General features: G+C 39.5%; 18 protein-coding genes. 12 read left to right on the top strand and 6 right to left on the bottom strand.

All coding sequences use genetic code 11. The features are described 5' to 3' along the window. The first annotated feature begins 559 nt into the window (after positions 1 to 559). The 5 genes from I6F54_RS07230 to I6F54_RS07210 all read left to right on the top strand — a co-directional run bounded on the left by I6F54_RS07230 (position 560) and on the right by I6F54_RS07210 (position 7,786). On the top strand, positions 560 to 1,354 hold the full coding sequence (locus tag I6F54_RS07230; protein ID WP_197140531.1) for a VOC family protein: 795 nt from the start codon (positions 560 to 562) through the stop codon (positions 1,352 to 1,354). Positions 1,355 to 1,440: 86 nt separating this feature from the next. Next, positions 1,441 to 1,803: a hypothetical protein gene (locus I6F54_RS07225; RefSeq protein WP_165728076.1), complete on the top strand. Its 363-nt coding sequence runs from the start codon at positions 1,441 to 1,443 to the stop codon at positions 1,801 to 1,803. After that, positions 1,800 to 4,133: a fatty acid cis/trans isomerase gene (locus tag I6F54_RS07220; protein ID WP_165724898.1), complete on the top strand. Its 2,334-nt coding sequence runs from the start codon at positions 1,800 to 1,802 to the stop codon at positions 4,131 to 4,133. Before I6F54_RS07225 ends, I6F54_RS07220 begins: the two co-directional genes overlap by 4 nt. 123 nt (positions 4,134 to 4,256) lie before the next feature. Beyond that, entirely contained in the window at positions 4,257 to 5,984 is a 1,728-nt protein-coding gene (locus tag I6F54_RS07215; protein WP_165728078.1) for a response regulator, read from the top strand. 392 nt (positions 5,985 to 6,376) lie between these two features. After that, positions 6,377 to 7,786 (top strand): ATP-binding cassette domain-containing protein, encoded by a 1,410-nt coding sequence (locus tag I6F54_RS07210; RefSeq protein WP_197140529.1) that lies wholly within the window; start codon positions 6,377 to 6,379, stop codon positions 7,784 to 7,786. 47 nt (positions 7,787 to 7,833) lie between these two features. Here the strand turns inward: I6F54_RS07210 and I6F54_RS07205 are convergent, their stop codons facing one another. The 6 genes from I6F54_RS07205 to I6F54_RS07180 form a co-directional block, all read right to left on the bottom strand. Then, positions 7,834 to 8,712: a TraB/GumN family protein gene (locus I6F54_RS07205; RefSeq protein ID WP_197140521.1), complete on the bottom strand. Its 879-nt coding sequence runs from the start codon at positions 8,710 to 8,712 to the stop codon at positions 7,834 to 7,836. 50 nt (positions 8,713 to 8,762) lie between these two features. Continuing rightward, entirely contained in the window at positions 8,763 to 10,199 is a 1,437-nt protein-coding gene (locus I6F54_RS07200; protein ID WP_165741078.1) for a sensor histidine kinase, read from the bottom strand. Further along, a complete protein-coding gene (locus I6F54_RS07195) occupies positions 10,180 to 10,854 on the bottom strand; it encodes a response regulator transcription factor (RefSeq protein ID WP_007377292.1) in 675 nt (224 codons plus the stop codon). Before I6F54_RS07195 ends, I6F54_RS07200 begins: the two co-directional genes overlap by 20 nt. Positions 10,855 to 10,917: 63 nt before the next feature. Then, positions 10,918 to 12,864 carry an LTA synthase family protein gene (locus tag I6F54_RS07190; RefSeq protein WP_197140519.1) on the bottom strand — a complete coding sequence of 649 codons (1,947 nt, stop codon included), beginning with the start codon at positions 12,862 to 12,864 and terminating at the stop codon, positions 10,918 to 10,920. Next, positions 12,855 to 13,226, bottom strand: coding sequence for a diacylglycerol kinase (locus I6F54_RS07185; protein ID WP_024605310.1), 372 nt, complete (start codon positions 13,224 to 13,226; stop codon positions 12,855 to 12,857). Before I6F54_RS07185 ends, I6F54_RS07190 begins: the two co-directional genes overlap by 10 nt. Beyond that, the gene (locus I6F54_RS07180) at positions 13,223 to 14,893 is read right to left on the bottom strand and encodes a phosphoethanolamine transferase (protein WP_197140517.1); all 1,671 of its coding nucleotides are present in this window, start codon (positions 14,891 to 14,893) and stop codon (positions 13,223 to 13,225) included. The genes I6F54_RS07185 and I6F54_RS07180 overlap by 4 nt, the downstream gene beginning before the upstream one ends. A gap of 553 nt (positions 14,894 to 15,446) precedes the next feature. Here I6F54_RS07180 and ilvG point away from each other — a divergent pair. The 7 genes from ilvG to can all read left to right on the top strand — a co-directional run bounded on the left by ilvG (position 15,447) and on the right by can (position 23,916). After that, positions 15,447 to 17,096 carry an acetolactate synthase 2 catalytic subunit gene (gene ilvG / locus I6F54_RS07175; protein WP_007582116.1) on the top strand — a complete coding sequence of 550 codons (1,650 nt, stop codon included), beginning with the start codon at positions 15,447 to 15,449 and terminating at the stop codon, positions 17,094 to 17,096. Next, a complete protein-coding gene (ilvM, locus tag I6F54_RS07170; protein ID WP_165728087.1) occupies positions 17,093 to 17,338 on the top strand; it encodes an acetolactate synthase 2 small subunit in 246 nt (81 codons plus the stop codon). The genes ilvG and ilvM overlap by 4 nt, the downstream gene beginning before the upstream one ends. Before the next feature lie 103 nt (positions 17,339 to 17,441). Further along, on the top strand, positions 17,442 to 19,298 hold the full coding sequence (ilvD, locus tag I6F54_RS07165) for a dihydroxy-acid dehydratase (protein WP_010553830.1): 1,857 nt from the start codon (positions 17,442 to 17,444) through the stop codon (positions 19,296 to 19,298). Between the two features lie 2 nt (positions 19,299 to 19,300). Continuing rightward, positions 19,301 to 20,854: a threonine ammonia-lyase, biosynthetic gene (ilvA, locus tag I6F54_RS07160; protein ID WP_166378250.1), complete on the top strand. Its 1,554-nt coding sequence runs from the start codon at positions 19,301 to 19,303 to the stop codon at positions 20,852 to 20,854. Between the two features lie 97 nt (positions 20,855 to 20,951). Then, complete coding sequence (locus I6F54_RS07155) at positions 20,952 to 21,986, top strand: ABC transporter substrate-binding protein (protein ID WP_197140515.1); 1,035 nt, start codon at positions 20,952 to 20,954, stop codon at positions 21,984 to 21,986. 61 nt (positions 21,987 to 22,047) lie between these two features. After that, positions 22,048 to 23,223 carry a methyltransferase gene (locus tag I6F54_RS07150; RefSeq protein ID WP_165740387.1) on the top strand — a complete coding sequence of 392 codons (1,176 nt, stop codon included), beginning with the start codon at positions 22,048 to 22,050 and terminating at the stop codon, positions 23,221 to 23,223. A gap of 30 nt (positions 23,224 to 23,253) precedes the next feature. Then, complete coding sequence (gene can, locus I6F54_RS07145; protein WP_007582103.1) at positions 23,254 to 23,916, top strand: carbonate dehydratase; 663 nt, start codon at positions 23,254 to 23,256, stop codon at positions 23,914 to 23,916.

Raw genomic sequence — 23,916 nt, 5'->3', positions numbered from 1 at the left:
CGAACTCAGTAGTGAAACGAAACAGCGCCGATGATAGTGTAGCATTTGCTATGTGAAAGTAGGACATTACCAGGCTTCAAATTGTAGAAAGCCCGAATCTAACGATTCGGGCTTTTTTACGTCTGCAGAAAAGTGAAGTGTGCGCAATTAATGTACACTCGTCAACACCTAGCATGTAGGGCGGGCGAGTGCAGCGACTCCCGACGCTGATATACTGCGTAGCGTACCGACTTTATATTGTAGAGCGTCTGAATCTAATGATTCGGGCTTTTTTACGTCTGCAAAAAAGTGATTTAGGGATTCCTCTAGAGCGAAGGACTTCTTAGTAAATCATTTATATCGATCAGCAATAATATTTAATCAATTTGAGGGATTAAATCTGACGCTAACTGCGTTAAAAATCTCATATATGAAACAACTGAATAACGAATTCTTGCCCTTCTTTTATCGACTCCGCTTAGTTATTGCTCTAATCTCAATTTATGATCTGTTCAATTATGTAGTTTATAAAATGTGACAGAGCTCGTTTAGATAAAAATAGAATAATAAGGGTTTAATAATGAGTGAAATTGATAATCATCCACATGGCATTTTTTGTTGGTCAGAACTTTGTACGCATAATTGGAAAGATGGTAAGGCGTTTTATACATCATTATTTGATTGGGGGTATGACGATCAACCTATTGGGGAGGACATATATTACACCATGCTACAAAAGCAAGGTGGTGATATAGCCGCTATGTATGAAATGCCTAAAGAGCAAATTAGTGAAGGGATCCCAAGTCATTGGTTGGCTTACATTGCCGTCGACAATGTTGATGATTGTGCGCTAAAAGCTAAAGAACTAGGTGCTGAAGTTATTGCCGGTCCTCATGATGTTATGAATGCAGGACGAATGTTGATGCTAAAAGATCCTGTAGGTGCCACTGTTGCACTATGGCAAGGCAATGAGCATAAAGGTTGTAAGTACTTAGGTGAATTAAACACGCCTTATTGGCATGAGTTAGCAACCAGAAATAGTAAAGTAAGTAGAGACTTTTACTGTGCTTTACTAGGCTGGGAAAGTGAAATAAAGCCAATAGAAGGTATGAACTACACTTTATTTTTGGTTGATGGACAGCCAATTGCCGGTATGCTTGAGATGACAAGCGACTGGCCTGAAGATATTCCTGCTCATTGGATGATTTATTTTGCAGTAGAGAGCTGCGATGCAGCAGTAAATAAAGCCGCTAGCCTAGGTGGACAAGTATGTGTTCCTGCAACAGATATCCCCGATGTTGGTCGTTTTAGTGTTATATACGACCCTCAAGGTGCTGTATTTTCGGTGATCGAATCTGTTATAGATGACGTTTAAACGGTTACATTAGCTTTAGCGTTAATTTACTCGCTAGTTTGTTATAATACTCGCCAATTAAATCGTCAGAAAGTGCAGAGAACGCAATGGAATTTGAACAAAATAGCAATTTAACCCTTCCTTTATTTCTATTAGATGAATCATTAAGTAATAGAGATTTAGAGCAGCCTGATTTTGAAATATCAATTGGACTTGATGATGAGTTACTTGCTCAAATTTGCCAAAATCCAAGTGAAGATAGCAGTGTAGCTATTACCGTTAGCGGTTATGAGTTGCTTATAACTGATTCTCTGTATTTAAGTATATTAGAGCAAGAGCATGATGCGCAGATAACATTAACGCATGGGCCTCTTTTAAGTATTGTTTTGAATACTGAAGGTCAAAAAACATTCGTTTCCCCTCAAATGGATATGATGCCTACCTTCGATTTAGGTGACGAGGACGAATGAAAAAAATAATAATAAGTACATTCGTATTAATTATCCTTAGTGGCTGTGCTTACTTAGGTAATGCACATTACGATGATTTATTTGGCCCTGAACAAGCGCAAGAACGTATCGTTCCACATTCTACCCTTGCTGGAGCTGATTTTTTACAAAACGTAAAACCAGTACTCGATACCCGCTGCGTCGTTTGCCATGGTTGTTACGATGCACCTTGCCAGCTTAAGCTCTCATCCCCTGAAGGTATTGATCGAGGTTTGAGTAAAGAGCTCGTTTACGATGGAACTCGTTTATTGGCAACGACCCCAAGCCGTTTATTGTTTGATGCAACCAATACACAGCAATGGCGAGAAAAAAACTTTACGCCAGTGCTAAATGAGCGCGTACAAAGTGAAGAAGCAAACTTAGCGGGAAGTGTTTTATTTAATAGTTTAGTGTTAAAGCAAAGCTATGAATTACCAACTAATGAAGTGCTAGATGATGAATTTGATTTTTCATTAGGGCGTTCGCAAACCTGTGCAACAATGGGGGAGTTTGACCGATTAGCTGACGAGCAACCTCATGGCGGTATGCCTTATGGTTTACCTGGGGTTTCGCGCGAAGAGTTTAATCATTTACAGAACTGGCTTAAAAATGGCGGTAAAATGTCACATATTGAGCCACCAAGTAAGTATGATCAGAATAAAATAAAGGGCTGGGAAGCATTTTTAAATCAAGATAACTTAAAGTATCAGTTATCAGCACGTTATATTTATGAACATTGGTTTTTAGCACATATTTATTTTACGTCAGAAAACCCACAAAGCTTTTTCAAACTAGTTCGCTCAAGTACGCCTCCTGGTGAGGAAATAAAGTTAATTAATACGCGTCGTCCATACGATGACCCTAAAGTTAGCCGTGTTTATTATCGTTTTATGCAAGAGCGTACAACCATACTTTCTAAAACGCATTTACCACTTGAGCTTAATGAAACTAAATTACTGCGTTTGTACGAGCAGTTTATTGCGCCAGATTATACAGTTACGCAAATGCCGAGTTATGAGCCTAAGTCAGCATCTAACCCATTTAAAACTTTTGAAGTTATTCCTATTAATTCTAAATATCAATTTATGCTTGATGAAGCAGAGTTAATTATTATGGGCTTTATAAAAGGGCCTGTTTGTCGTGGTCAGATTGCTTTAAATGTTATAAATGATCACTTTTGGGTGGCATTTGCTGATCCTGATAAGGTTGCGACTCCTGCTGTAGGGGAAATGCTAATGCAACATGAAGAAGCTCTAGAACTTCCTGCCGCAGAGGAAAGTAATGCGTTACCTATTTCTAGCTGGGTTAAATATTCAGTTCGTGAGAAAAAATATTTACAGGCAAAAGTTGAGCTTGCAAACGAAATGTTCAAAGGTGGCGAGCATCTTACAACTGACTTGCTTTGGAAAGGTGATGGGCATAATAAAAATGCTGCACTGACTATTTTCCGCCATTTTGATAGTGCAACTGTTGTTAAAGGTTTTATTGGTCAAGAGCCTAAAACCACGTGGATACTTGATTATGCGTTATTTGAACGTATTCATTATTTGCTTGTGGCAGGCTTTGATGTATACGGAAATATAGGCCATCAATTGGTTACACGTTTATATATGGATTTTTTACGTTTAGAGGGAGAGCAAAACTTTTTAGCTCTATTACCTGAGCACAAGCGTAATCAAATCAAAAAGCAGTGGTATCGTAATTCACCACCTGACTTATCTAAGTTCTTTAAAAGTAACCGAGAATTTAGCCAGCCCAGTGGTATTAACTATGAAACTGATGATCCACAGCATGAACTATATACCTTGATGAAAGAAGCCTTAGCGCCAGTTTTAAGTGAAAAATACAACTACACTGAAGTGGCAAAGCCGTTAAATGTAATAAGTGAAATGCCAGCAAAAGCGGTTAACTTATTACCTCAGCTTTCTTTTATACTTGTAAAGCAAGAAGATAATAGCCATAAGGGCTACACTATTATTCATCATAATGCGCACTACAATATATCTAGTTTATTAAACGAAGATGGCCAACGTGCTTATGATGAAGATACTGCGACTATTGTTCCTGGGTTTATCGGAGATTATCCAGCAGCTATTTGGTATTTAAATAACGAGCAGCAAGTAAATGCTTTTGCCGAGCAATTGCCTATGATGCAAATAGAAGCTGATTATGGTGCATTGAAATCTAAGTTTGGTATACGACGTACTCATCCACAGTTTTGGCAATACAGCGATATATTGCACGATACAGCTAAAAAATATCGTGGGATAGAATATGGAATGTTCGACTATAACCGTTTAGAAAATAGATAGTTAAATAGTTTTATTTTATTAGCCCAACTTTTTAGTTGGGCTTTTTTATTTAATAATCATTATTTAAGCTGCTTATTAGTTCTAAAAAATTGAGCTACACTTAAAACAAAAACAGGGCTTAGTATGTTTAAAGTTGTCGCGAATATCCGTACTCGTTACCGATGGGCATTAATAGCAATAGCACTATTAATAAGCACATCAGCATCACTTATGCAGTATTATTTTTCGGTGCAAAAATATGACGCAAAAATAATAAATATGGCTGGTAAGCAGAGAATGCTTTCTCAAAAAATAGCTTGGCATAGTAATGAGTTATTATTATCGGCAACAAATATTTCTGAGCATACTAAAGCGTTAAAGACATCAGTCGTATCATTCAAAAAAACTCATAATTACTTACTTTCAAAAAATGCTAATGGAGAGTATCAGTACCTTACACCTAAGCTTATTAAGCTATATACGTTAGCTCCTCATAAACTAGATTCCCAAGTTGCAACATATATCCAGCAAGCGGAAAATTTGCTTTATCAACAAGGCCAAGTAGATAAGCGTATATTCTCTGTAACTGAGGTTGAAGAGCTATTAAAGCAACTAGATCATGCAGTGAATTTATTTGAAGAGCAAGCTGTCCAAAAATTGAACTGGGTATCTAATCTTGAATTATTATTTTGGCTTATGGCGATGTTTTTACTACTTGTAGAGTTAAGGTTTGTATTTATGCCAATGGAAAAAGAAATAGGTAACGCATTGTCTAAATACCAAAAGCAAAAAGAGTTCGCTCAACAAGTGAGTCAAAATAAAGAGCATTTTATTGCCAGAGCAAGTCACGAATTTAGAACTCCTTTACAGGGTCTTATTACGTCTATTGAGGAGTTAAAGGTTTCTGATACGCAGCAAAGCGTTAAAACCCAAGCTAATTACTGTGCACTTAGGTTAATAGCCATATTAGATGAACTGCAGGACTTGCAAGCTTTAAGTACAGGTAAGTGGGTACCGCAATTTAAAAATGAAAACCTTCTAGAGTCGTGTAATAAAGTACTAATGGCTTACGAGCATGCTTGTCAGCAAAAAGGCCTAAAACTAGTTAGTTGTTTAGATGAATCATTAAATTGTGTATGTAAATTGGATCATCAACGTTTGCAGCATACGCTTACAGAATTAATCAGTAACGCTATTAAGTTTACGACAGAGGGTGAAATTACTGTCTCTGCAAAGCTTTTTAATAATGAACTTTGTGTCACTGTAAGTGATACTGGTTGTGGTTTTTCGAAAGAGATTACTGATCTTGAATTTGACTCATTTAAACAAACAAACCATTTTCAAGGATTAAGAACAGGTCTCACTCGGGTTCAGTATGTTGTAAAGGCGTTGCACGGTGAAATTACCTTCAAAAATAATGAAGCCCATGGGGCGCTGGTATCTTTGCACTTACCAATAATTGCCAGTAAAGCTCTCCCAAACCCTCGTAAAATAAATGACAAACTAAAGTGTTTAGTCGTTGAAGATAATCCATTAAATACTATATTACTGACCCGCATACTTAGCTTATTAGGTTTAAGCTATGATTGCGCTGAAAACGGCAAAGTCGCGTGCGATATGGTGAGTGAAAATCAATACGATATTGTTTTTATGGACTTAAATATGCCAGTAATGGATGGGTTTGAGGCGATTAAAAAAATACGCTCTGATCTTAATAAAGTAATGCCAATTATTGTTATAACAGCAAATACTTCACAAAATGATATAGAGCGAGTTTATGAATACGGAGCTAACCTCCATATTCATAAGCCAATAAGCCAGCAAGCAATTAAAGACGCATTAAATAGTATTAGCGTTGCTAGGGCGTGTTGATCTTTGGTAGTTGAATTTGCAGCAGACTGTTTGGTTTTTAGGCAAGGCAGAGCCTATGTAGTGTGGTTATTCCCCATAAATAGGCGATAACGCAGCATAAATACCAAACATGCGCTGCCCATTGGGTTCTTTCTAGGGACGATTAACTCTTTGTTGCCTACATGGATGTAGGTAAGGGGCGTGAGCAGGACGCGGAAGCTTTACTCGGTTTTTACTTAGCCCACTAGGTTACAAACCTCGCGCCGCGATTTAATCGCCCTTAGATTGAACAAATTTCAATCCACAAAGATCAACACGCCCTAGTGAAATAAATTAATTTTGCAGATAACAAGCTTGCTAAGCTCTTTTAATATGCGTTAACTTGCTGTTTTAAGGTTTATTAGGAAAAGTTAGTGCAGTCAATTACGCTTGAGCAATTTAATGGTTACTTACAAGGGCAAGGCAAAAGTCGTTACGACATATGCAACCTAGATTGGCAAGTGAATCTAGGAGAACATTGGCTGCTTCTAGGTGCTAATGGAGCCGGTAAATCTGCACTGACAGCTGCGTTAGTTGGTGAAGCTAAGTGCGAAAGTGGTAAGCGTATAAGTAGTATTAATAAGCTTATGCTCGTGTCTTCAGATTCGCATAAACAGTTACTAGCTCAAGAATTAGAGCATGAAAAGCACTCCCTCGTTAAAGACCTTATTTTTACAGGGCATAGTAATAATGATGAGTTATTAGCGCAGCTAATAGAATTATTTAAATTTAGCTCATTACTAAATAGGCATTTTAGAGACCTTTCAACGGGTGAAACTCGTAAACTCCTACTTATAAAAGCACTCAGCTCCCATAGTGAGTTAGTCGTACTTGACGAGCCATTTGATGGACTCGACGTACAATCTTGCCAGCAACTTAATAAAATACTCATAGAGCTTAGCCACACGATTACTTTTGTTTTTGTGCTAAACCGCTTAGACGAAATGCCTTCATTCATTACTCACTATGGTTATGTAAACCAAGGCTGCTTGTTACATACTTTAGCAAAGCCAAGTAGTGAGCAATTAAGTGACTTACTAAAACTACTTCATTTAGAGCATACTTCATTGGATGTGCCATCTCCTGATACCGAACAAGAGCAAAAGACATTCACTGGTAATACCTTAGTTAAATTGAGTAATGCTAAAGTTAGTTATAGTGACGTAAGCATATTCAAAAATCTCAATTGGACTATAAAAAAGCATCAGCATTGGCAGCTTACTGGAGCGAACGGTTCAGGTAAAACATGCCTATTAAATTTAATAACAGGTGATAACCCACAGTGTTATAACAATGACATTGAAGTGTTCGGTTTTAAACGCGGAACCGGGGAGAGTATTTGGGATATAAAACAGCATATTGGTTTTATATCTAACGCGCTACATATGGATTATCGCGTAAGTATATCGGCTTTAAATACTGTTATATCTGGTTTTTATGACAGCATAGGTTTATATCAAAAGCCGAGCGACGCACAAGTTAATATTGCTCAACAGTGGCTGGCATTTATTGGTTTAAGTGACAAGCAAAACACCTCATTCACCCAGCTTTCGTACGGCGATCAACGTATGCTTTTAATTGTACGAGCTATGGTAAAGCATCCAACGTTACTTATTTTAGATGAACCTTGCTTAGGATTAGATGAAGCAAACAGGCAACGTGTACTGCTACTAATAGAGAAAATTTGTGCTGCTAATACAAGTACTGTGATTTATGTAAATCATCATGCGGCAGACAAAATTAAAAAAATAGAGAATTACTTAAAAATGGAAGACTTTAATTAAAAGCTCAGAGAAAGGTTGAGCGAAAATTCACTCAACCCATTTTTATTTTAAAGACGAGTAACGCTAAAGCCTTTATCTCGTAGCTGTTTAAGTAACCCGTGTTTTTCAGGTAAATGCAGAGCACCTACGGCAATAAATAGTTGCTCGTTTGCTAAACGCGGTGTGAGTTGTTTAACCCAATTATTATTGCGGTTAGTTAGCATTACTTGCTCGCTAATTTCACCATAATTACTGTCATCAAAACTCATGTTGTAGTAATCGGTTAGTGTATCCATATCTCCGTTTTTCCAGGCATTAACTAATTTGATAAAGTAAGTATTAATATCGCTGAGTTGCTCAAAGGTTTCTTCAATCATTTCATTGCTTAATAGCGCCATGCCATCAAACATTTGCAGTTGTTGCTCTAGGGTTTCAAGCTCGCCAATTTTAATATTATGCTCTTTAGCATAACTAAGCACTTGCTTGTCTATGCCGGTTTTATCTGAATATCCTGCATTTTGAAATTCAATTTGCATCATAGTCACCATAACAGCCCAAGGCTTTAAGCCATTAAACATAGCAATATCAATCGACTTTTTAGCAAAGTAATTTTTTAGCTTGGTATAATTTTGCTTTGAAAGCTCAGTTTGTAATGTTTTACCGTCACTTAGCATCATAAATGGCATTGAGCGCTGTTGCATTTCAAGTGGTGTAAGTTTGCTTATATCAACTTCAACAATGACTTCTTTGCTTGCGCTAATTGCATCGGTTACATTTTTAGGTAAGCCTTTCATGCTGGCATCACCAACGTGTACAGTGCCAAATAAGTAAGAGCTGACGCCATTTTTTTCTATTTTATATAAGGCGGGAGCTGCATAGCTGTTAAGGCTAAATGTTATAAGCAATGCCACAATAAAAAAGTGGCTAATACGGGTAAGAGCATTCATGGTTTGTCCTTAAAATCTCGAAGGTTAGTAGTGTAAATACTAACCTAAATTTACTTCAGAGGTAACGTTAATATAAACGTTAACGTATTGCTTTCGGTATTACTGGCCGTGATAGTAAAGCCATTTAAGTTACATAAGCTCTGTACAATTGATAATCCTAAACCATGGCGCTGGTTATTAGTTCTAGATGAATCTAGCTGATAGAGCGGGTCAAAAATAGCAGTGAGCTGTTCACTACTTAGTGGTTTATTTACTTTGTTACTAACAGAGATGGTCATGTTTGTGCTGTTATTTACGGCAGTTAATTTAATTGGTGCCTCAGGGAGTCCATAAAATAGTGCGTTATCGATTAAGTTACATAAAATGGTATTTAAACTAAATTCGTCAGCATTAAGTGTAAACTCGTCAGTTATCTCATTATTTAAACGCGCTTTAATAGTTGGGTGCTTAAAGGTCAGCTCATCAACAATTTGATTTACTAGGTTATTTAGAATGATATTTTGTGCATTTAATTGCATTGCACTGCTACTTGAGCGCTGCAACAGTAATAGGTTGCTAACAATCGTTTTCATACGCTGTGAAATATTAAGCACATCACTGGTATAGGTGTCGCTAATGCGTCTATCGTCAGGGTAGCGAATAGCCACTTCTGAGAGGCTTATTAGTTCAGCTATTGGGGTTTTAAGCTCGTGTGCAATGTCGCTTGTTAGGCGTTTTTCATTACTATAGAGTTGCTGATTAACGGTAATAAACTTATTTAGCTCGTTACGTATAGGTTCTATTTCTTCTACTTTAAAGTCGCTTTCTATTGTTTGCGCAACACCGGTAATATCGAGTAACTTAATTTGGTCGTTTAAGTTGTGTAGCGGGTGCAGACCTTTATTTACAATACGTGTCACTAAATAGCGCACACCAAACACACCAAGTACACAGGTTAAAATAAAGACCACATCAATAATAATCAGTACTTTATTAAGTTCGGCTGTCGGCGCTGCAATCGCAAGAGTCATGGTATTAAAAACAGCAGAGTGAGTGGGGTTTCTATCGTCTTTTTGGGCTACAAAGTGACTTATAAGTGCGCGGCCATCACGCCCGTTAGGAAGCTCGTAATCTATAATTTTAGATTCGTTTATCGGCATTTCTAAAAAAGGTAGGTTAGCATTTTCATAAAGCTCTAATGAGTCCGAGCGCTCAAACACATCACGGCCATGCCATAATTGGTAAAACTCCGTGGCATCGGCTGCTTCATACTCCGACATAAACTCACCAGCAAAATCAAATTCAACTACGTTGTTGTCATCCTCAACTAAGGTTTTTAAGTAGTTAGCTTTGTTAGTTAGAGACTGATTGAACTGATCTTCCACCCAAGTATCAACACTTAGATCAACGGTTAAAAATATGGTGAATAAAATAACAGAGATCACAGCGCTAATATTATTAACGAGTTTACGTTTTATTGAGTGATTTTTATTTTGTTGTTGCGACATAACCAAATCCACGTTTATTTTTTATCGGGAGCTCGCCATCAAACTGTCTTACTTTTTTACGTATGGTTGAGATGTGTGCTTCAAGCGCATTTTTAGAGAGCATATCAAACTGCCCTACCACCGCTTCACTTATAAGCTCAAGCCCCAATACTCGCTCTGGGGCGTTAAATAAGCATTCTATTATTTTGTATTCATTACGCGTGAGCTCAATGGCATGTTGCTTGTAATGAAGCGTTTTAAGTGACAGATCTAATACGCAATCACCTACGGTAAGGGTATTTTGTTGGTTTTGCAGTGAACCACGACGAAGTAATGCAAGGACGCGAGCATGGAGTTCTTCAAACGAAAATGGCTTAGTTAAATAATCGTCAGCGCCTTTCATAAGGCCGTTAATTTTATCTTGAGGCTCACTTCGTGCCGATAAAATTAGCACACGGCTTTGGCTATTACTGCTGCGCAGTGCTTGTAAAATACTCATGCCATCAACGCTCGGTAGCATTAAATCAAGCACGAGGAGGTCGTAGTTTCCACTCAGTGCCATACTCAACCCTTCTGAGCCATCACCAGTTTCATCTACGGTAAAACCAAGGTTGCTAAGGCCAACTTGCAAGCTGCGTCTTAGTGCTTCAGAGTCTTCAATAACGAGGATTTTCATGTTTACTCGGTTTATAAAAATAGCCTTGTTACTTTAACAAGGCTTTATTATCAAGTCACTTGGTTAATGATACCAACCATTTGTGTAGGCTAAATTACCCAAGTTCGCGTGGGCTAGGGCTTTTTTAACTAGTTGCTCATCGTTTTCACATGGCACAAGCTGGTTATTGCTATACGTATAGGTGGTTGCTGATTTTTGTGGTTGTAACACCACCACTTTATTATCGTGCATGTAGGCAAAGTTTTTGTCGTATTGCATCATTGCGCGTTGTTTGTTGTCGCTAATTGGCTTTGATAAATCATGACCTATCATAGGGTGCTTACCACTTGCGCCAATTAAAGACAGTAGAGTCACAGGAATATCGAGCTGGCTGGCTAGTTGGCTATCTCGTTTATGGGTAATATTTTTACCAAAAATAACGGCCGGAATTTTAAAGTGATCAACCGGTACTAAACTCGCCCCAGATACACGCGAGTCGTGATCAGCAATAACTATAAATACAGTGTCGTCCCAGTAGCTCGATTTTTTAGCTTTTTCGATAAACGTGCCTAGTGCGTAATCGGCATACTTTGCTGCATTATTACGGGTTTGTTTTTGTTTATCGTACAGCGTTATTTTATCGTCAGGAAAGTCATACGGGCTATGATTAGAGCTTGAGAATATAAGGCTAAAAAAGGGTTTGTTTTGATTTTTAAGCTTAGTAAGTTCTATGTCGGCCTGGTCGTACAAGTCTTCGTCTGATGCGCCCCACGAGCCATTAAAATCTATTTTATTAAAGTTATTTGTATCTACGATACTTTTAAAACCGTTGCCTAAAAAGAAGCTGCGCATGTTATCAAAATGGCTTTCGCCACCATAAATAAACTGCGTGTTGTAATTTTGCTTCGCTAAAAAATCAGCAATGGTAAAAAAGTCACGTTGTGATTTATCAAGCTTAACAACCGCACGCGAAGGTGTGGGTGTAAACCCTGTAATTACCGCCTCAATCCCACGCACTGAACGTGTACCCGTGGCGTATAAATTATCAAACCCCCAGCCTTGTTTATAAAGGGCGTCTATATTAGGTGTAAGCGGTAAACCGCCAAGCGTGCCTACATAACGAGCACCTAAACTTTCTTGTAAAATAATGACTAAATTTTTGGGTTTACCTATATTACTTGCTTCATGAAACGTTTTTGTAGGGGCGGTTACATCATTAAATGCGGCTTGCGTGTTTTGCATGTTACTACGCACAATGCTAAGCAATTCATCGGTAGGCATTTTGCCATAATAGTCTTGGCTTGATTGCTCGTTAGAGAGTTGCTTAACTGCAAATGCGACGCTATAAAGTGAGTTAAGGGTTAAGTCGTTAAGTAAGTGATCAGTAGAGAACGAGACCATGGCGGGGTTAAGTGGTCTGTGCCCTAATGAGTTACGCGCGCCCAAAATAGTTAAGCATACTAAAACGAGCGCTAAAATTGATTGGTTTAAGCCTGTTAGTGATGACGTACTTTGCCATTGATTGCCAAATACTTTACCTGCAAATTTACAGCTTAAAATAAGTGCTATAACAGCAATAAATACTTCTAACTTATAGCCTGAAAAAATCATTTTTGAGACTTCTTTAGGGTAAATTAAATATTCTATAAATAAGCGGTTTGGGCGTAAATCGTATTCGTTTATAAATGTAGGCGTAATCACTTCAAAAAAAACGAGTAAAGCAGACATCCCCACTAAATAAATTTTAATGAGGCCGCGTACTTTAATTTGCCAACCTACGCTTTGCGTCAGTAAACTAAGTAGTAATGCGGGCATAATAATGTAGCTTAGAGTGGCTATATCTACTCTTAACCCACCTATAAATATAGATAACCACGCATGCGATCCAAATACACGCTCCCCTTGCCATACACTTAATCCAAAGCGAGCAAGTGTTAAAAAGCTAAGTGCCAAAACAGTAAATACAACAAAAATCCATACAGGGCCAAGTGCATTTTGTATTTTAGGTATAAAAGTTAGCTTTATGCCCATAACACAGCCCACCAAATAAGAGCGGCAATTAGCATAGCTATAAACACGCTTGCAGAGGCAATATCTTTAGCTAGCCCCGAAAGCTCATGGTATTCACTGCCAATTCTATCAACTACAACCTCAACTGCCGTATTTACCAGCTCAGCAAACAATACAAAAAGCAGGCTGGCTATCAGTAATAACTTGTCGCTTAGTGCAATTTCTTGTAGCCACACAAACACACCGAGTAACGAAAACAGTGCTAACTCTTGTTGAAACGCCGCTTCAAATCGACTCATCCATTTTAAGCCGTTAAAAGAATGGCTTAAGGTAAAAATAAGGCGCATTAAGCCTTGGCGTTTTATAACGGTTTTATTGCTCATAATTGTATTTCGCTTGGTGTTGTTTGGCAGCTAGCAAGTAAATCAAGCGATGCCTGATATGTTTTGCTCTTAATGCCAATTAAATTTAAAAGGGTGTGAAAAATATTGTTGTGTGAGCGCGCAGCGCGGGTGTCTAAATTAGCTAAACAGGTATTAGTAATGCGCTGGTTATGCTCATCAGCCCACATATAAAGGGGGACATGTGTTTGTGTACTTGGGGCAAAGCTATACGGAAAACCATGCAAATAAGCACCGGCTTCGCCAAGTGATTCACCATGGTCAGAGACATATAAAAACTGCTTATCTATGTTGTTTGGCAGTGCTTTTAATTGCTCAATTACTTGGGCGTTAACAAAGTCGCTGTACGCAATTGTGTTGTCGTAGGTATTAACTAATTCATCGAGTGAGCAGTTTTGAATGTCGCTTCTATCGCACGTAGGCGTAAATTGCTTAAACTTATCTGGGTAGCGTTTAAAGTAAGTTGGCCCGTGTGAGCCCATCATATGTAGGACAAGAACGGTGTTAGCTTGGCTTAAATTAGCGAGTTTGCGTTTAAGTGGAGCAAGGAGTGCTTCATCAAAACAATATTTCCCATCGCAAAGCGCTGATGGGGTGGTTGGGATATCAATGTTAACAACACGAGGGCATACGTTTTTACAGCCGCTGTTATTATCAACCCACAATACATCGCTGCCAGCTTGTTGTGCTAAGTCAATCAGGTTTTGTTGGTTGTCGGCTGCTAATCGATCAAAGTTATCTTGTGTTTGCAGTGAAAACATACACGGCACAGACACAGCAGTAGCGGTGCCACAAGACGCCACATTATTAAAATACGTCACATTGTACTTTTGTGTGTAAGAATTTGTGTTGCGCTTATAACCTTGATAAGCAAAGTTTTCTGCTCGTGCGGTTTCGCCAACAACCATAACGGTTACGCTGGTGGTGTTAGGCGCAATAAGAGTGGGTGTTGCATCTATATTTTTAAATTCTATATTGGTATACAGCAGCTGATCGCGCATATATTTATAACCGCTAGAGAGGTATTGAAACGGAATAATTTCTTTTTTCAAAATGCGGTTGTTACGACCAGTGGCTGCGTAATCGGCGTAAAAGTTAGCGACCACTAAAGCAATTAGCGTTAAGCAGGCAATAATAAGTTTTATGCGGCTAATCGCTTCTTGATGAGGGCGAGTAAAGTGTATTTTTACTTTGCTTAATATAAAAACAGGTAGCGCACAAAACAACAGTAAAAAGGCTATGAGTTGCGGATTTAAATAGCTCAGCGCTTCGCTTGAATCGGTTTCGAACGTGTTTTGAATCATTGAATAGTCAAACACGACACCGTAATTTAATGAGCCGTAAAGCACGGCGCTCGAAATTATCAGTAAAAGATAGTTAACTGGTTTTAATAACCATCTAACCGACACTATCGAAAAGAAAATAATTAAAAGGCATAACAAAAGTAGCGGGACTGAAAGTAAAAATAGCCATGAAAAAGATGCAAGAGAGGTTATGGCGCTAAACGAACCTTGAATAAAAGGAATGTTTATAACTAAACAGTAATAACAGGCAATCATCACTACAAAGGAATTTGCACTACAGTGAATGTAAAACCGTTTACTACGATTTGGCTTTTTTTGTGCTGGTGTTTGACTAATTACGTTCATATTTAGGCTCGTTTAAAATAACAACGCCATGCTATGCAACAACACTTAAGAGTCGCTTAAGAGAACCTACGCATTACCTGAAGGTGATAAATAATTTTATTTATAAAAATATTCTTAAAAATTAATCAAACCTTAAATAAGGGATATAAGAATAGTGAATTTCTGAGAATAAAATTAGAGCATAAAAAAACCACTACTAGCTTGTATAATGAATTTTAAAACCTGATAAATTGCCTTTTAGTCTTTTTGTTAGATTAACTTTGGTGTTGACTTAAAGGGCCTAGCGCGGTACTAATATAAAAAGAGAGCGAAGGAATAACCTTCGCGATAATTGAACAAAATTTGGTATTAATTACATGCTTACAAACGCACTTAACCTAGTCCTGATTATTATCGTGGTGATTATTCCCGCGAGGGCTTCGTAGTGCTTTAAAAACTTAAGCATTAAAAAAGCCCTCCGCACTTAACCGTTCGGAGGGCTTTTTAGTTTTAAGGGCAAAGTTTTTAGCGTAAAAATGTAATTGGGTTGTCACTGAGGAATGAGGGTTTATTAATGACAGGCGCAGAACTAACAATCGACTTATTGGCCAAACACGGCGTAAATGAAGTATTTGGCTACCCAGGCGGAGCTATTATGCCAATTTACGATGCGCTGTATGGCGCGCCAGTCAAACACTACCTTACTCGTCATGAGCAAGGTGCAGGGTTTGCAGCTGTTGGTTATGCTCGCAGCACGCGTAAATTAGGTGTGTGTTTTGCAACATCGGGCCCAGGTGCAACTAACTTAATAACTGCCCTTGCTGATGCGATGATGGACTCAGTGCCATTATTGGCGATCACAGGCCAAGTGCCTACTGCAGCTATTGGTTCAGATGCGTTTCAAGAAATAGATGTACTAGGTATGTCGCTTTCGTGTACTAAGCACAGCTACATGGTAGAACGAGCGGAAGACTTAGCAGAGATATTACAAGAAGCAATTCATTTAGCGCAAAGCGGCCGACCAGGTCCAGTACTTGTCGATATCCCAAAAGATATTCAAATGGCGCAAGTACCATTTAAGCCTTGGCTTGCAGCTGATGAATACTTACCTGAGTTAGATTTAAAGCAAGTTGCTATTGCTAATCAATTGTTGAGTGAGGCTAAACAGCCTGTAGCGTACGTAGGCGGTGGTGTACAAGCCGCTGATGCGCAAGACGAGTTAATGCAGTTTTTAAATAAAACTCAGATGCCGGCTGTATCAACACTAAAAGCATTAGGCAGTGTGTTACCTGACTACGAGCATTACTTAGGTATGCTAGGTATGCATGGTGGTCAAGCCGCTAATATTGCCGTGCAAGAATGTGATGTACTTGTGTGTATAGGTGCGCGCTTTGATGACCGCGTAACGGGTAACTTAGCTAAATTTGCAGCTAAAGCTAAAGTAATTCATTTAGATATTGATGCCGCTGAAGTAGGTAAGCGAAAACCTGCTAAAGCTTCATTAATTGCTGATTTAAAAACGTCGTTACCTGCACTTGAGTGCTTTGTAACACCTAAAGCGTGGTGTGACACAAATAAAGAAATGAATATCAAGCACGCGTGGCGTTACGATTACCCAGGTGAGAAGGTTTACGCACCGTACTTATTAAACCAACTGAGCCAACGCATGCCAAAAACTGGCGTTGTGTGTTGCGATGTTGGCCAGCATCAAATGTGGGTAGCACAACACATGAAGTTTACTCACCCGAGCAATCATTTAAGCAGTGGTGGCGCAGGCACAATGGGCTTTGGTTTACCGGCTGCTATTGGCGCACAAGTAGCACGCCCTGATGACTTTGTTATCACTGTATCGGGCGATGGCTCAATAATGATGAATATTCAAGAATTGGCCACGATTCGCCGTAATAATTTACCTGTAAAAATATTAATTTTAGATAACCAGCGCTTGGGTATGGTTCGCCAATGGCAAGAGCTATTTTTTGAAGGACGTTACTCTGAAACTAACCTTTCGGATAACCCAGACTTTGTGCAACTAGCTGCTGTATTTGGTATTCCAGGGCAAACAATTACCCATGCTAACCAAGTTGATGATGCTATTACAGCATTAGTTAACAGCAAAGGCCCGTACATAGTACATGCTTGTATTGATGATAAAGAAAATGTTTGGCCACTTGTACCACCTGGGGCTGCTAACGACGAAATGATGACGGAGAAAGCAAAATGAAACACAGCCTAACTATTGCATTAAAAAGCCAAAGTATAGCGGTAGAACGCTTTTTACGAGTGGTGCGTCATCGTGGTTTTAACCTAACGCATTTTCAGCTCAATATAGATGATGGCTTATACAACGTAGCCATGACGGTAGATAGTGATAAACCTATTCATCTATTAACCAGCCAGCTAAACAAGCTGGTGGATGTAAAAGAAGTCACTTTACAAAATTTACAGCACCAACAGGCTGTATAATTACGAATTACAAAATAATTTACGAGTAACTGAGTCACTCGGTTATTCACCAATTTTAGAATGAGGAATGCCCGCTTATATTGCGGCAAAAACTGAGGTAACTATGGCTAAATTAAGAAGTGCAACAACAACTGAAGGACGTAAACGTGCAGGCGCAAGAGCATTATGGCGCGCAACAGGTATGACAGACTCTGATTTTGGTAAACCGATTATTGCCGTAGTTAACTCGTTTACACAATTTGTACCAGGGCATGTACACCTTAATCAGCTTAGTGAGCTTATGGGTGAGACAATAACCCAAGCCGGTGGCGTTCCAAAAGAATTTAATACCATTGCTATTGATGATGGCATTGCGATGGGACACGGCGGTATGCTTTATTCATTGCCTTCACGCGATTTAATTGCTGACTCGGTTGAATACATGGTAAATGGACACTGCGCCGATGCGATGATCTGTATTTCAAACTGCGACAAAATCACCCCAGGGATGATGCTGGCAGCGCTACGTTTAAATATACCGGTGATATTTGTATCGGGCGGTCCAATGGAGGCGGGTAAAACTAAACTTGCTAACATCGACATTAAACTTGATTTAGTTGATGCCATGGTTAAAGGCGCAGATGAATCGGTAAGTGATGCAGATTCAGAGCAAGTAGAGCGCTCTGCGTGTCCTACATGTGGTTCGTGCTCAGGCATGTTTACTGCAAACTCAATGAACTGTTTGTTAGAGGCTATAGGTTTGGCACTGCCGGGTAACGGTACCACGCTTGCTACCCATAAAGACCGTAAACAACTGTATGTTGAAGCAGGGGCTCGTATTGTTGATTTATGTCGTGAGTATTATCAAAAAGATAATCAAGATGTATTGCCACGCGCAATTGCCAATAAAACAGCCTTTATGAATGCAATGGTTGTTGATATTGCAATGGGCGGCTCGTCAAATACCGTATTACATTTACTCGCAGCAGCGCAAGAGGCCGGCGTTGATTTTGATATGTCGCACATTGATGCGCTTTCTCGTAAAACACCGTTTTTATGTAAAGTTGCACCAGCAACACCAGAGTACCATATTGAAGATGTCCACCGTGCAGGTGGCATGATGGCTGTTGTACGCGAGCTTGGTAAAGCGGGCTTAGTTGACATGTCGGTTAATCATGTAGCTGGGTCAACAATGGCTGAGCTTGTTAAAAAATGGGATGCAACCGACCCAACTAACGAAGTTGCGCGCAAATTTTACCGTGCGGGTCCTGCGGGCATTCGTACTACTAAAGCAATGAGCCAAGAGTGTCGTTGGGATGAAGGCGATAATGACCGCGTGAATGGGTGTATTCGAAGCGTTGAACATGCTTTTCGCCAAGACGGTGGTTTAGCTGTGCTTTCGGGTAATCTAGCGGTTGATGGCTGTGTTGTAAAAAGTGCTGGCGTAGTTGATGAAATGCTACATTTTGAAGGCACCGCCATTGTATACGAATCACAAGATGATTCAGTAGAAGGGATTTTAAATAACGAAGTAAAAGCCGGCGATGTTGTTGTTATTCGTTACGAAGGCCCTAGAGGCGGCCCAGGTATGCAAGAAATGCTATACCCAACAAGCTACTTAAAATCGAAAGGCTTAGCTGAAAAATGCGCACTTATTACTGATGGTCGCTTTTCGGGTGGTACTTCGGGTTTATCAATTGGCCATGTATCGCCAGAAGCGGCGAGTGGTGGTGCAATCGCTTATGTTGAAAATGGCGACAAAATCATTATTGATATCGCAACACGTGAAATCACATTAGCGCTAAGCGATGAAGAACTTGAGGCACGTAAACAAAAGCAATTAGCACGCGGAAAAATGGCGTACAAGCCAGTTGATCGTGAGCGCTATGTCTCGTCTGCTTTAAAGGCTTATGCATTACTTGCAACAAGTGCTGATAAAGGCGCTGTGCGCGACTTAGCTAAATTGGAGGCGCTTAGTTAATTATGGTCTCTCAAGAGCTCGATTATTTTCGCGCTATTATTCAAGCAAACATGGAGCCTTTGGCTAAAGTTACTGAGGTTAGCGAAATGGCTGAACTCAGTAAAAAGCTAGGTAACCATGTTTGGTTAAAGCGTGAAGACCAACAGCCCGTGTATTCATTTAAGTTACGCGGTGCGTATAACAAATTAAATAAATTACCTAAAGGCTCAGTGGTTATTACTGCTTCTGCGGGTAATCATGCTCAAGGGGTTGCATTAAGTGCATCTCACCTTGGGCATCAAGCAACTATTGTAATGCCAGTAACAACGCCTGAAATAAAAGTCAGCGCAGTGCGCGCACTTGGCGGTGAAGTTGTATTACATGGCCATCATTTTGATGCAGCAAAAGCCTATGCGCTTGAGCTTACAGATCAGCGTAACGGTATATTTGTCCCGCCATTTGACGATCCGGATGTCATTGTTGGTCAAGGCACTGTAGCACGCGAGTTAATGCAGCAATTAAACGAGCTTGATGCTGTGTTTATTCCTGTTGGCGGCGGCGGTTTACTTGCTGGTATGGCGGTTTACATTAAATCGTTGCGTCCAGATATAAAAGTAATTGGCGTAGAAGCCGACGAAAGTGCGTGTTTACAAGCAGCACTTGAAGCTGGTAAGCCAGTAGAGCTTGATCGCGTTGGTAGTTTTGCCGATGGCGTAGCGGTTAAAATTATTGGCACTGAAACATTTCGTTTAGCGCAAAAGTTTTGCGATGAAGTCGTAACCGTTACTAGCGATGAAATATGTGCAGCCATGCAGGATATTTTTGTATCTACGCGTGCAATTGCAGAGCCATCAGGTGCACTTGCAACGGCTGGGCTTAAAAAGTGGAGTCAGCAGTCGGGGTTAAAAGGACTACATTTAGCGGCTGTGCTTTCGGGTGCTAATTTAAACTTTGATCGCCTGCGTTATGTTGCAGAGCGCACTGCGCTGGGTGAAAAAAACGAAGCGCTATTAGCCGTTACTATTAAAGAAGAAAAAGGCAGTTTTAAACAGTTTTGTGCTTCTTTAGGTGGCCGTGCTATTACTGAATTTAACTACCGTTATGCAGGGCCTGGTGAAGCACAAATATTTGTGGGCATTGCTCTGCGCCAAGGCGAGCAAGAGCTTAATGAGTTAAAGCAAGACTTAACAAATAACGATTATCAATTTTGCGATTTGTCGGATAACGAACTCGCTAAATTACATGTGCGTTATATGGTTGGCGGAAAAGCACCAGAGCAATTACATGAACGTTTATTGCGTTTTGAATTTCCTGAGTATCCGGGTGCGCTTGCACGCTTTTTAGATACTTTAGGCTGCAATTGGAACATTACCTTATTTCATTATCGTAATCACGGTGGTTCGATGGGGAATGTACTGGCAGGTTTTGCTATTGAGCCGAGTCAGTATGAAATGTTTAACGAGCATTTGAATCGCTTAGGTTACAGTGTACAAGATGAAACACAAAATCCGTGTTTTACCCAATTTTTAACATCAAAACCGCAAGCAGAAAAAGCCGAAAAACTCGCCTCAGTATAACCCTTCTTTAAAGGCAGGCACCTAACTAGGGTGCTTGCTTTATTACACGTTTTACATATAGTTACAGGTAATCGTCATACCTTTTGAGGACACCTATTTGCTATTTAAAGGATTAATCATTGGATTGTGCTTTTTTTGCAGCCATATCGCGGCGCAAGAATCAGTCACATTACAGCTAAAATGGACACATCAGTTTCAGTTTGCTGGCTACTATATGGCTAAGCAAAAAGGCTTTTATAATGAAGCGGGCCTTGATGTAACTATTAAACAAGCTAATCCAATGAAACCTGATACCTTTGGTCCTGTGGCCAGTGGCGAAGCACAATTTGGTGTAGGGCATTCTGGTATTTTACAGCAACGTATTAATGGTCAGCCTTTTGTTGCAATGGCAGCCTTATTGCAGTTTTCACCTTATTGCTGGATGGTAAAAGACACGTCTGATATTTTTCACCCTCGTGACTTTGTTAATAAACGTATCACTGCTGTGAGCAAAAATGACGGCACCGAGCTACTTATTATGCTTAAACGCAGTGGCGTTGATGTAGATAAACTCAAAGTTTACAATGGCGAAAATTTTAACCAGGCTTGGATTGAAAACAAGCTAGATGCTATGCAAGTTTATGTTACTACAGAGCCTTATTATATGACTCAACAAGGCATCGCTCATCGGCTTGTTTGCCCACAGCGTTATGGTATGGATGTATATAGCGACATTTTATTTACCAGCGAAAACATGCTTAAGCAAAATCCACAAACGGTCGAAAAATTCTACCAAGCGAGCCTAAAAGGTTGGCGCTATGCAATGATGAATATGGATGAAGCCATTGCAGTCACCCAGCAAAACTATGCACCGAGTAAGAGCTTTCATCAGCTCGCCTTTGAGGCTGAAGTACTAAAAAGTTATATAACCCCACCCACTACCAGTTTAGGGCATATGTCGATAGCAAAGTGGCGCTTAATAGCTGACTTATATGGCATACAGCAAAACGAATTTGACGAAGTGAAATCTCACTTTATTTATAAATACCAAGAGCCTGAAAAGATGCAATTATCATGGATGCTTATAGCAGCTATTTTGGTGAGTATTATTTCAATACCTTTGTATTTACGGCTGATTTTTAGGCAAAAATAACTGCTTAATGAGAGCTCACTGAGCTGATATAATTAATTGTCTTTTTATTTTTTAAGCTGTTATGACTTTAGCTGAGCAATTTTTTGCACTTGATTCACTTTTAATGCGCCATCGTCAGTATTGGCAGTGCACCGCATTTGATTTTGACACTATTCCTTGGCCAGAGCTGCAAGGCATACTTAACGAACTAACTGATGATCAGGTAACCGTTCTTGATAACGATCAAAATCAGCTATACCAATTTTTTAGCCAACACATAAACCAACTTGATGAACTTGCTAAGCTATGTGACTTACCTAGCTCTGCACACTCTCGAGCTGATTATCCGTTTTGGATAAGTAACGGCATTAAAGGTCGTAAGTTTGATCAGTTACAAGATTTTGTATCTGCACTACCTAATACTAAGCAACCAGTTTTAGAGTGGTGTGCGGGTAAAGGACACTTAGGGCGAATGCTTGCTTTTAATGGCGCAAGTGATGTGCATAGTATTGAACTGCAACAAAGCTTATGCGAGCAAGGACAAAAAAGTGCACAGCAACAAGGCTTGGCAATGCACTTTAGCCAAGCAGATGTATTAAAAGAGGATATCACTCAATTTTTTAATGCTGATATGCATGCCGTAGCGCTACACGCATGTGGTGGTTTGCACCAAGCATTTATGCGTCAAGCAAGTTTAGCGAAAGTACAGCAAATTAGCTTTTCACCTTGTTGCTATCATTTATTTACGGCTAATGAGTACCGTGTAATGAGTGAGGTTGCAAATAAAAGTGAGCTTAACCTAACGCATCGCGATTTAAAGCTCGCATTACAAGAAACCGTTACAGCGCCTTCTCGTCTGGAAAAAGTACGTAAAACAGAACTAGAATGGCGGCTTGGTTTTGACGCACTTAGAAAATCGATTACTGGCGAGCAATATTATGTAAGCGTACCTTCGGTTAACAAAGCTATATTCTCAGATTCGTTTAAATCATTTTGTGTATGGGCTGCAGATAAAAAGGCAATAAACCTACCTCAAGGTACTGATTATAATAAATATTTAGATATTGGTGTTGCTCGAAAAAAAATAACTGACCGAGTTGAACTGGTTCGACATGTGTTCAGAAGAGCAATTGAAGTTTGGCTTGTGCTCGATCGTGCTTTATATTTGCAACAGCAAGGCTATCAAGTAAGCGTTAAAACGTTTTGTGAAAAGCAGTTAACGCCTCGTAATATTTTGATTCTTGCTAATATCCATTAAATTTCCGTCCTCGACTTAATAAGAGATGCAATGAGAAAGTTAAAAAATTTATTCGATAACAATAAACGTTGGGCTGCACGTACAAGCGAAGCTGATCCTGAGTTTTTTAAAATTTTATCTATGCAACAAAATCCAGAGTATTTATGGATTGGTTGTTCAGACTCTCGTGTACCTGCTAATCAAATAGTTGATTTATTACCAGGCGAATTATTTGTGCATCGTAACGTTGCAAACGTGGTTGTACACACTGACCATAACTGTTTGTCGGTTATGCAGTACGCTGTAGAGGTTTTAAAAGTAAAACATATCATGGTAGTAGGTCACTATGGCTGTGGTGGCGTACAAGCCGTTTTAAACAATGCAAAATTTGGCTTTATTGATAATTGGCTACGCCATGTAGGGGATGTAAAAGAAAAGCATCTTGAACAACTTGATGCAATGCCAGAAAGCGAACGTTTAAGCCGCCTTATTGAGCTAAATGTAATTGAGCAAGTGCGTAATGTATGCCGTACTAACATTGTGCAAGATGCGTGGGAGCGCGGCCAAGAGCTAAGCGTTCATGGTTGGGTTTATGGTTTAGAAAACGGCCATCTTCATGATTTAGAATCTGTAGTAACGTGCGCGAGTGAAGAAACGCAAAGCTACAAAAAAGCAGTGCAGCACGTACTTAATAAAGTGGGCGAAAATAAATAA

It is taken from the genome of Pseudoalteromonas sp. SWXJZ10B (genome assembly GCF_015864475.1).
GTDB classification, from domain to species: domain Bacteria; phylum Pseudomonadota; class Gammaproteobacteria; order Enterobacterales; family Alteromonadaceae; genus Pseudoalteromonas; species Pseudoalteromonas arctica.
The sequence above is the reverse complement of the archived record's forward strand: the minus strand, read 5'-3'. Positions and strand labels throughout refer to the sequence as shown.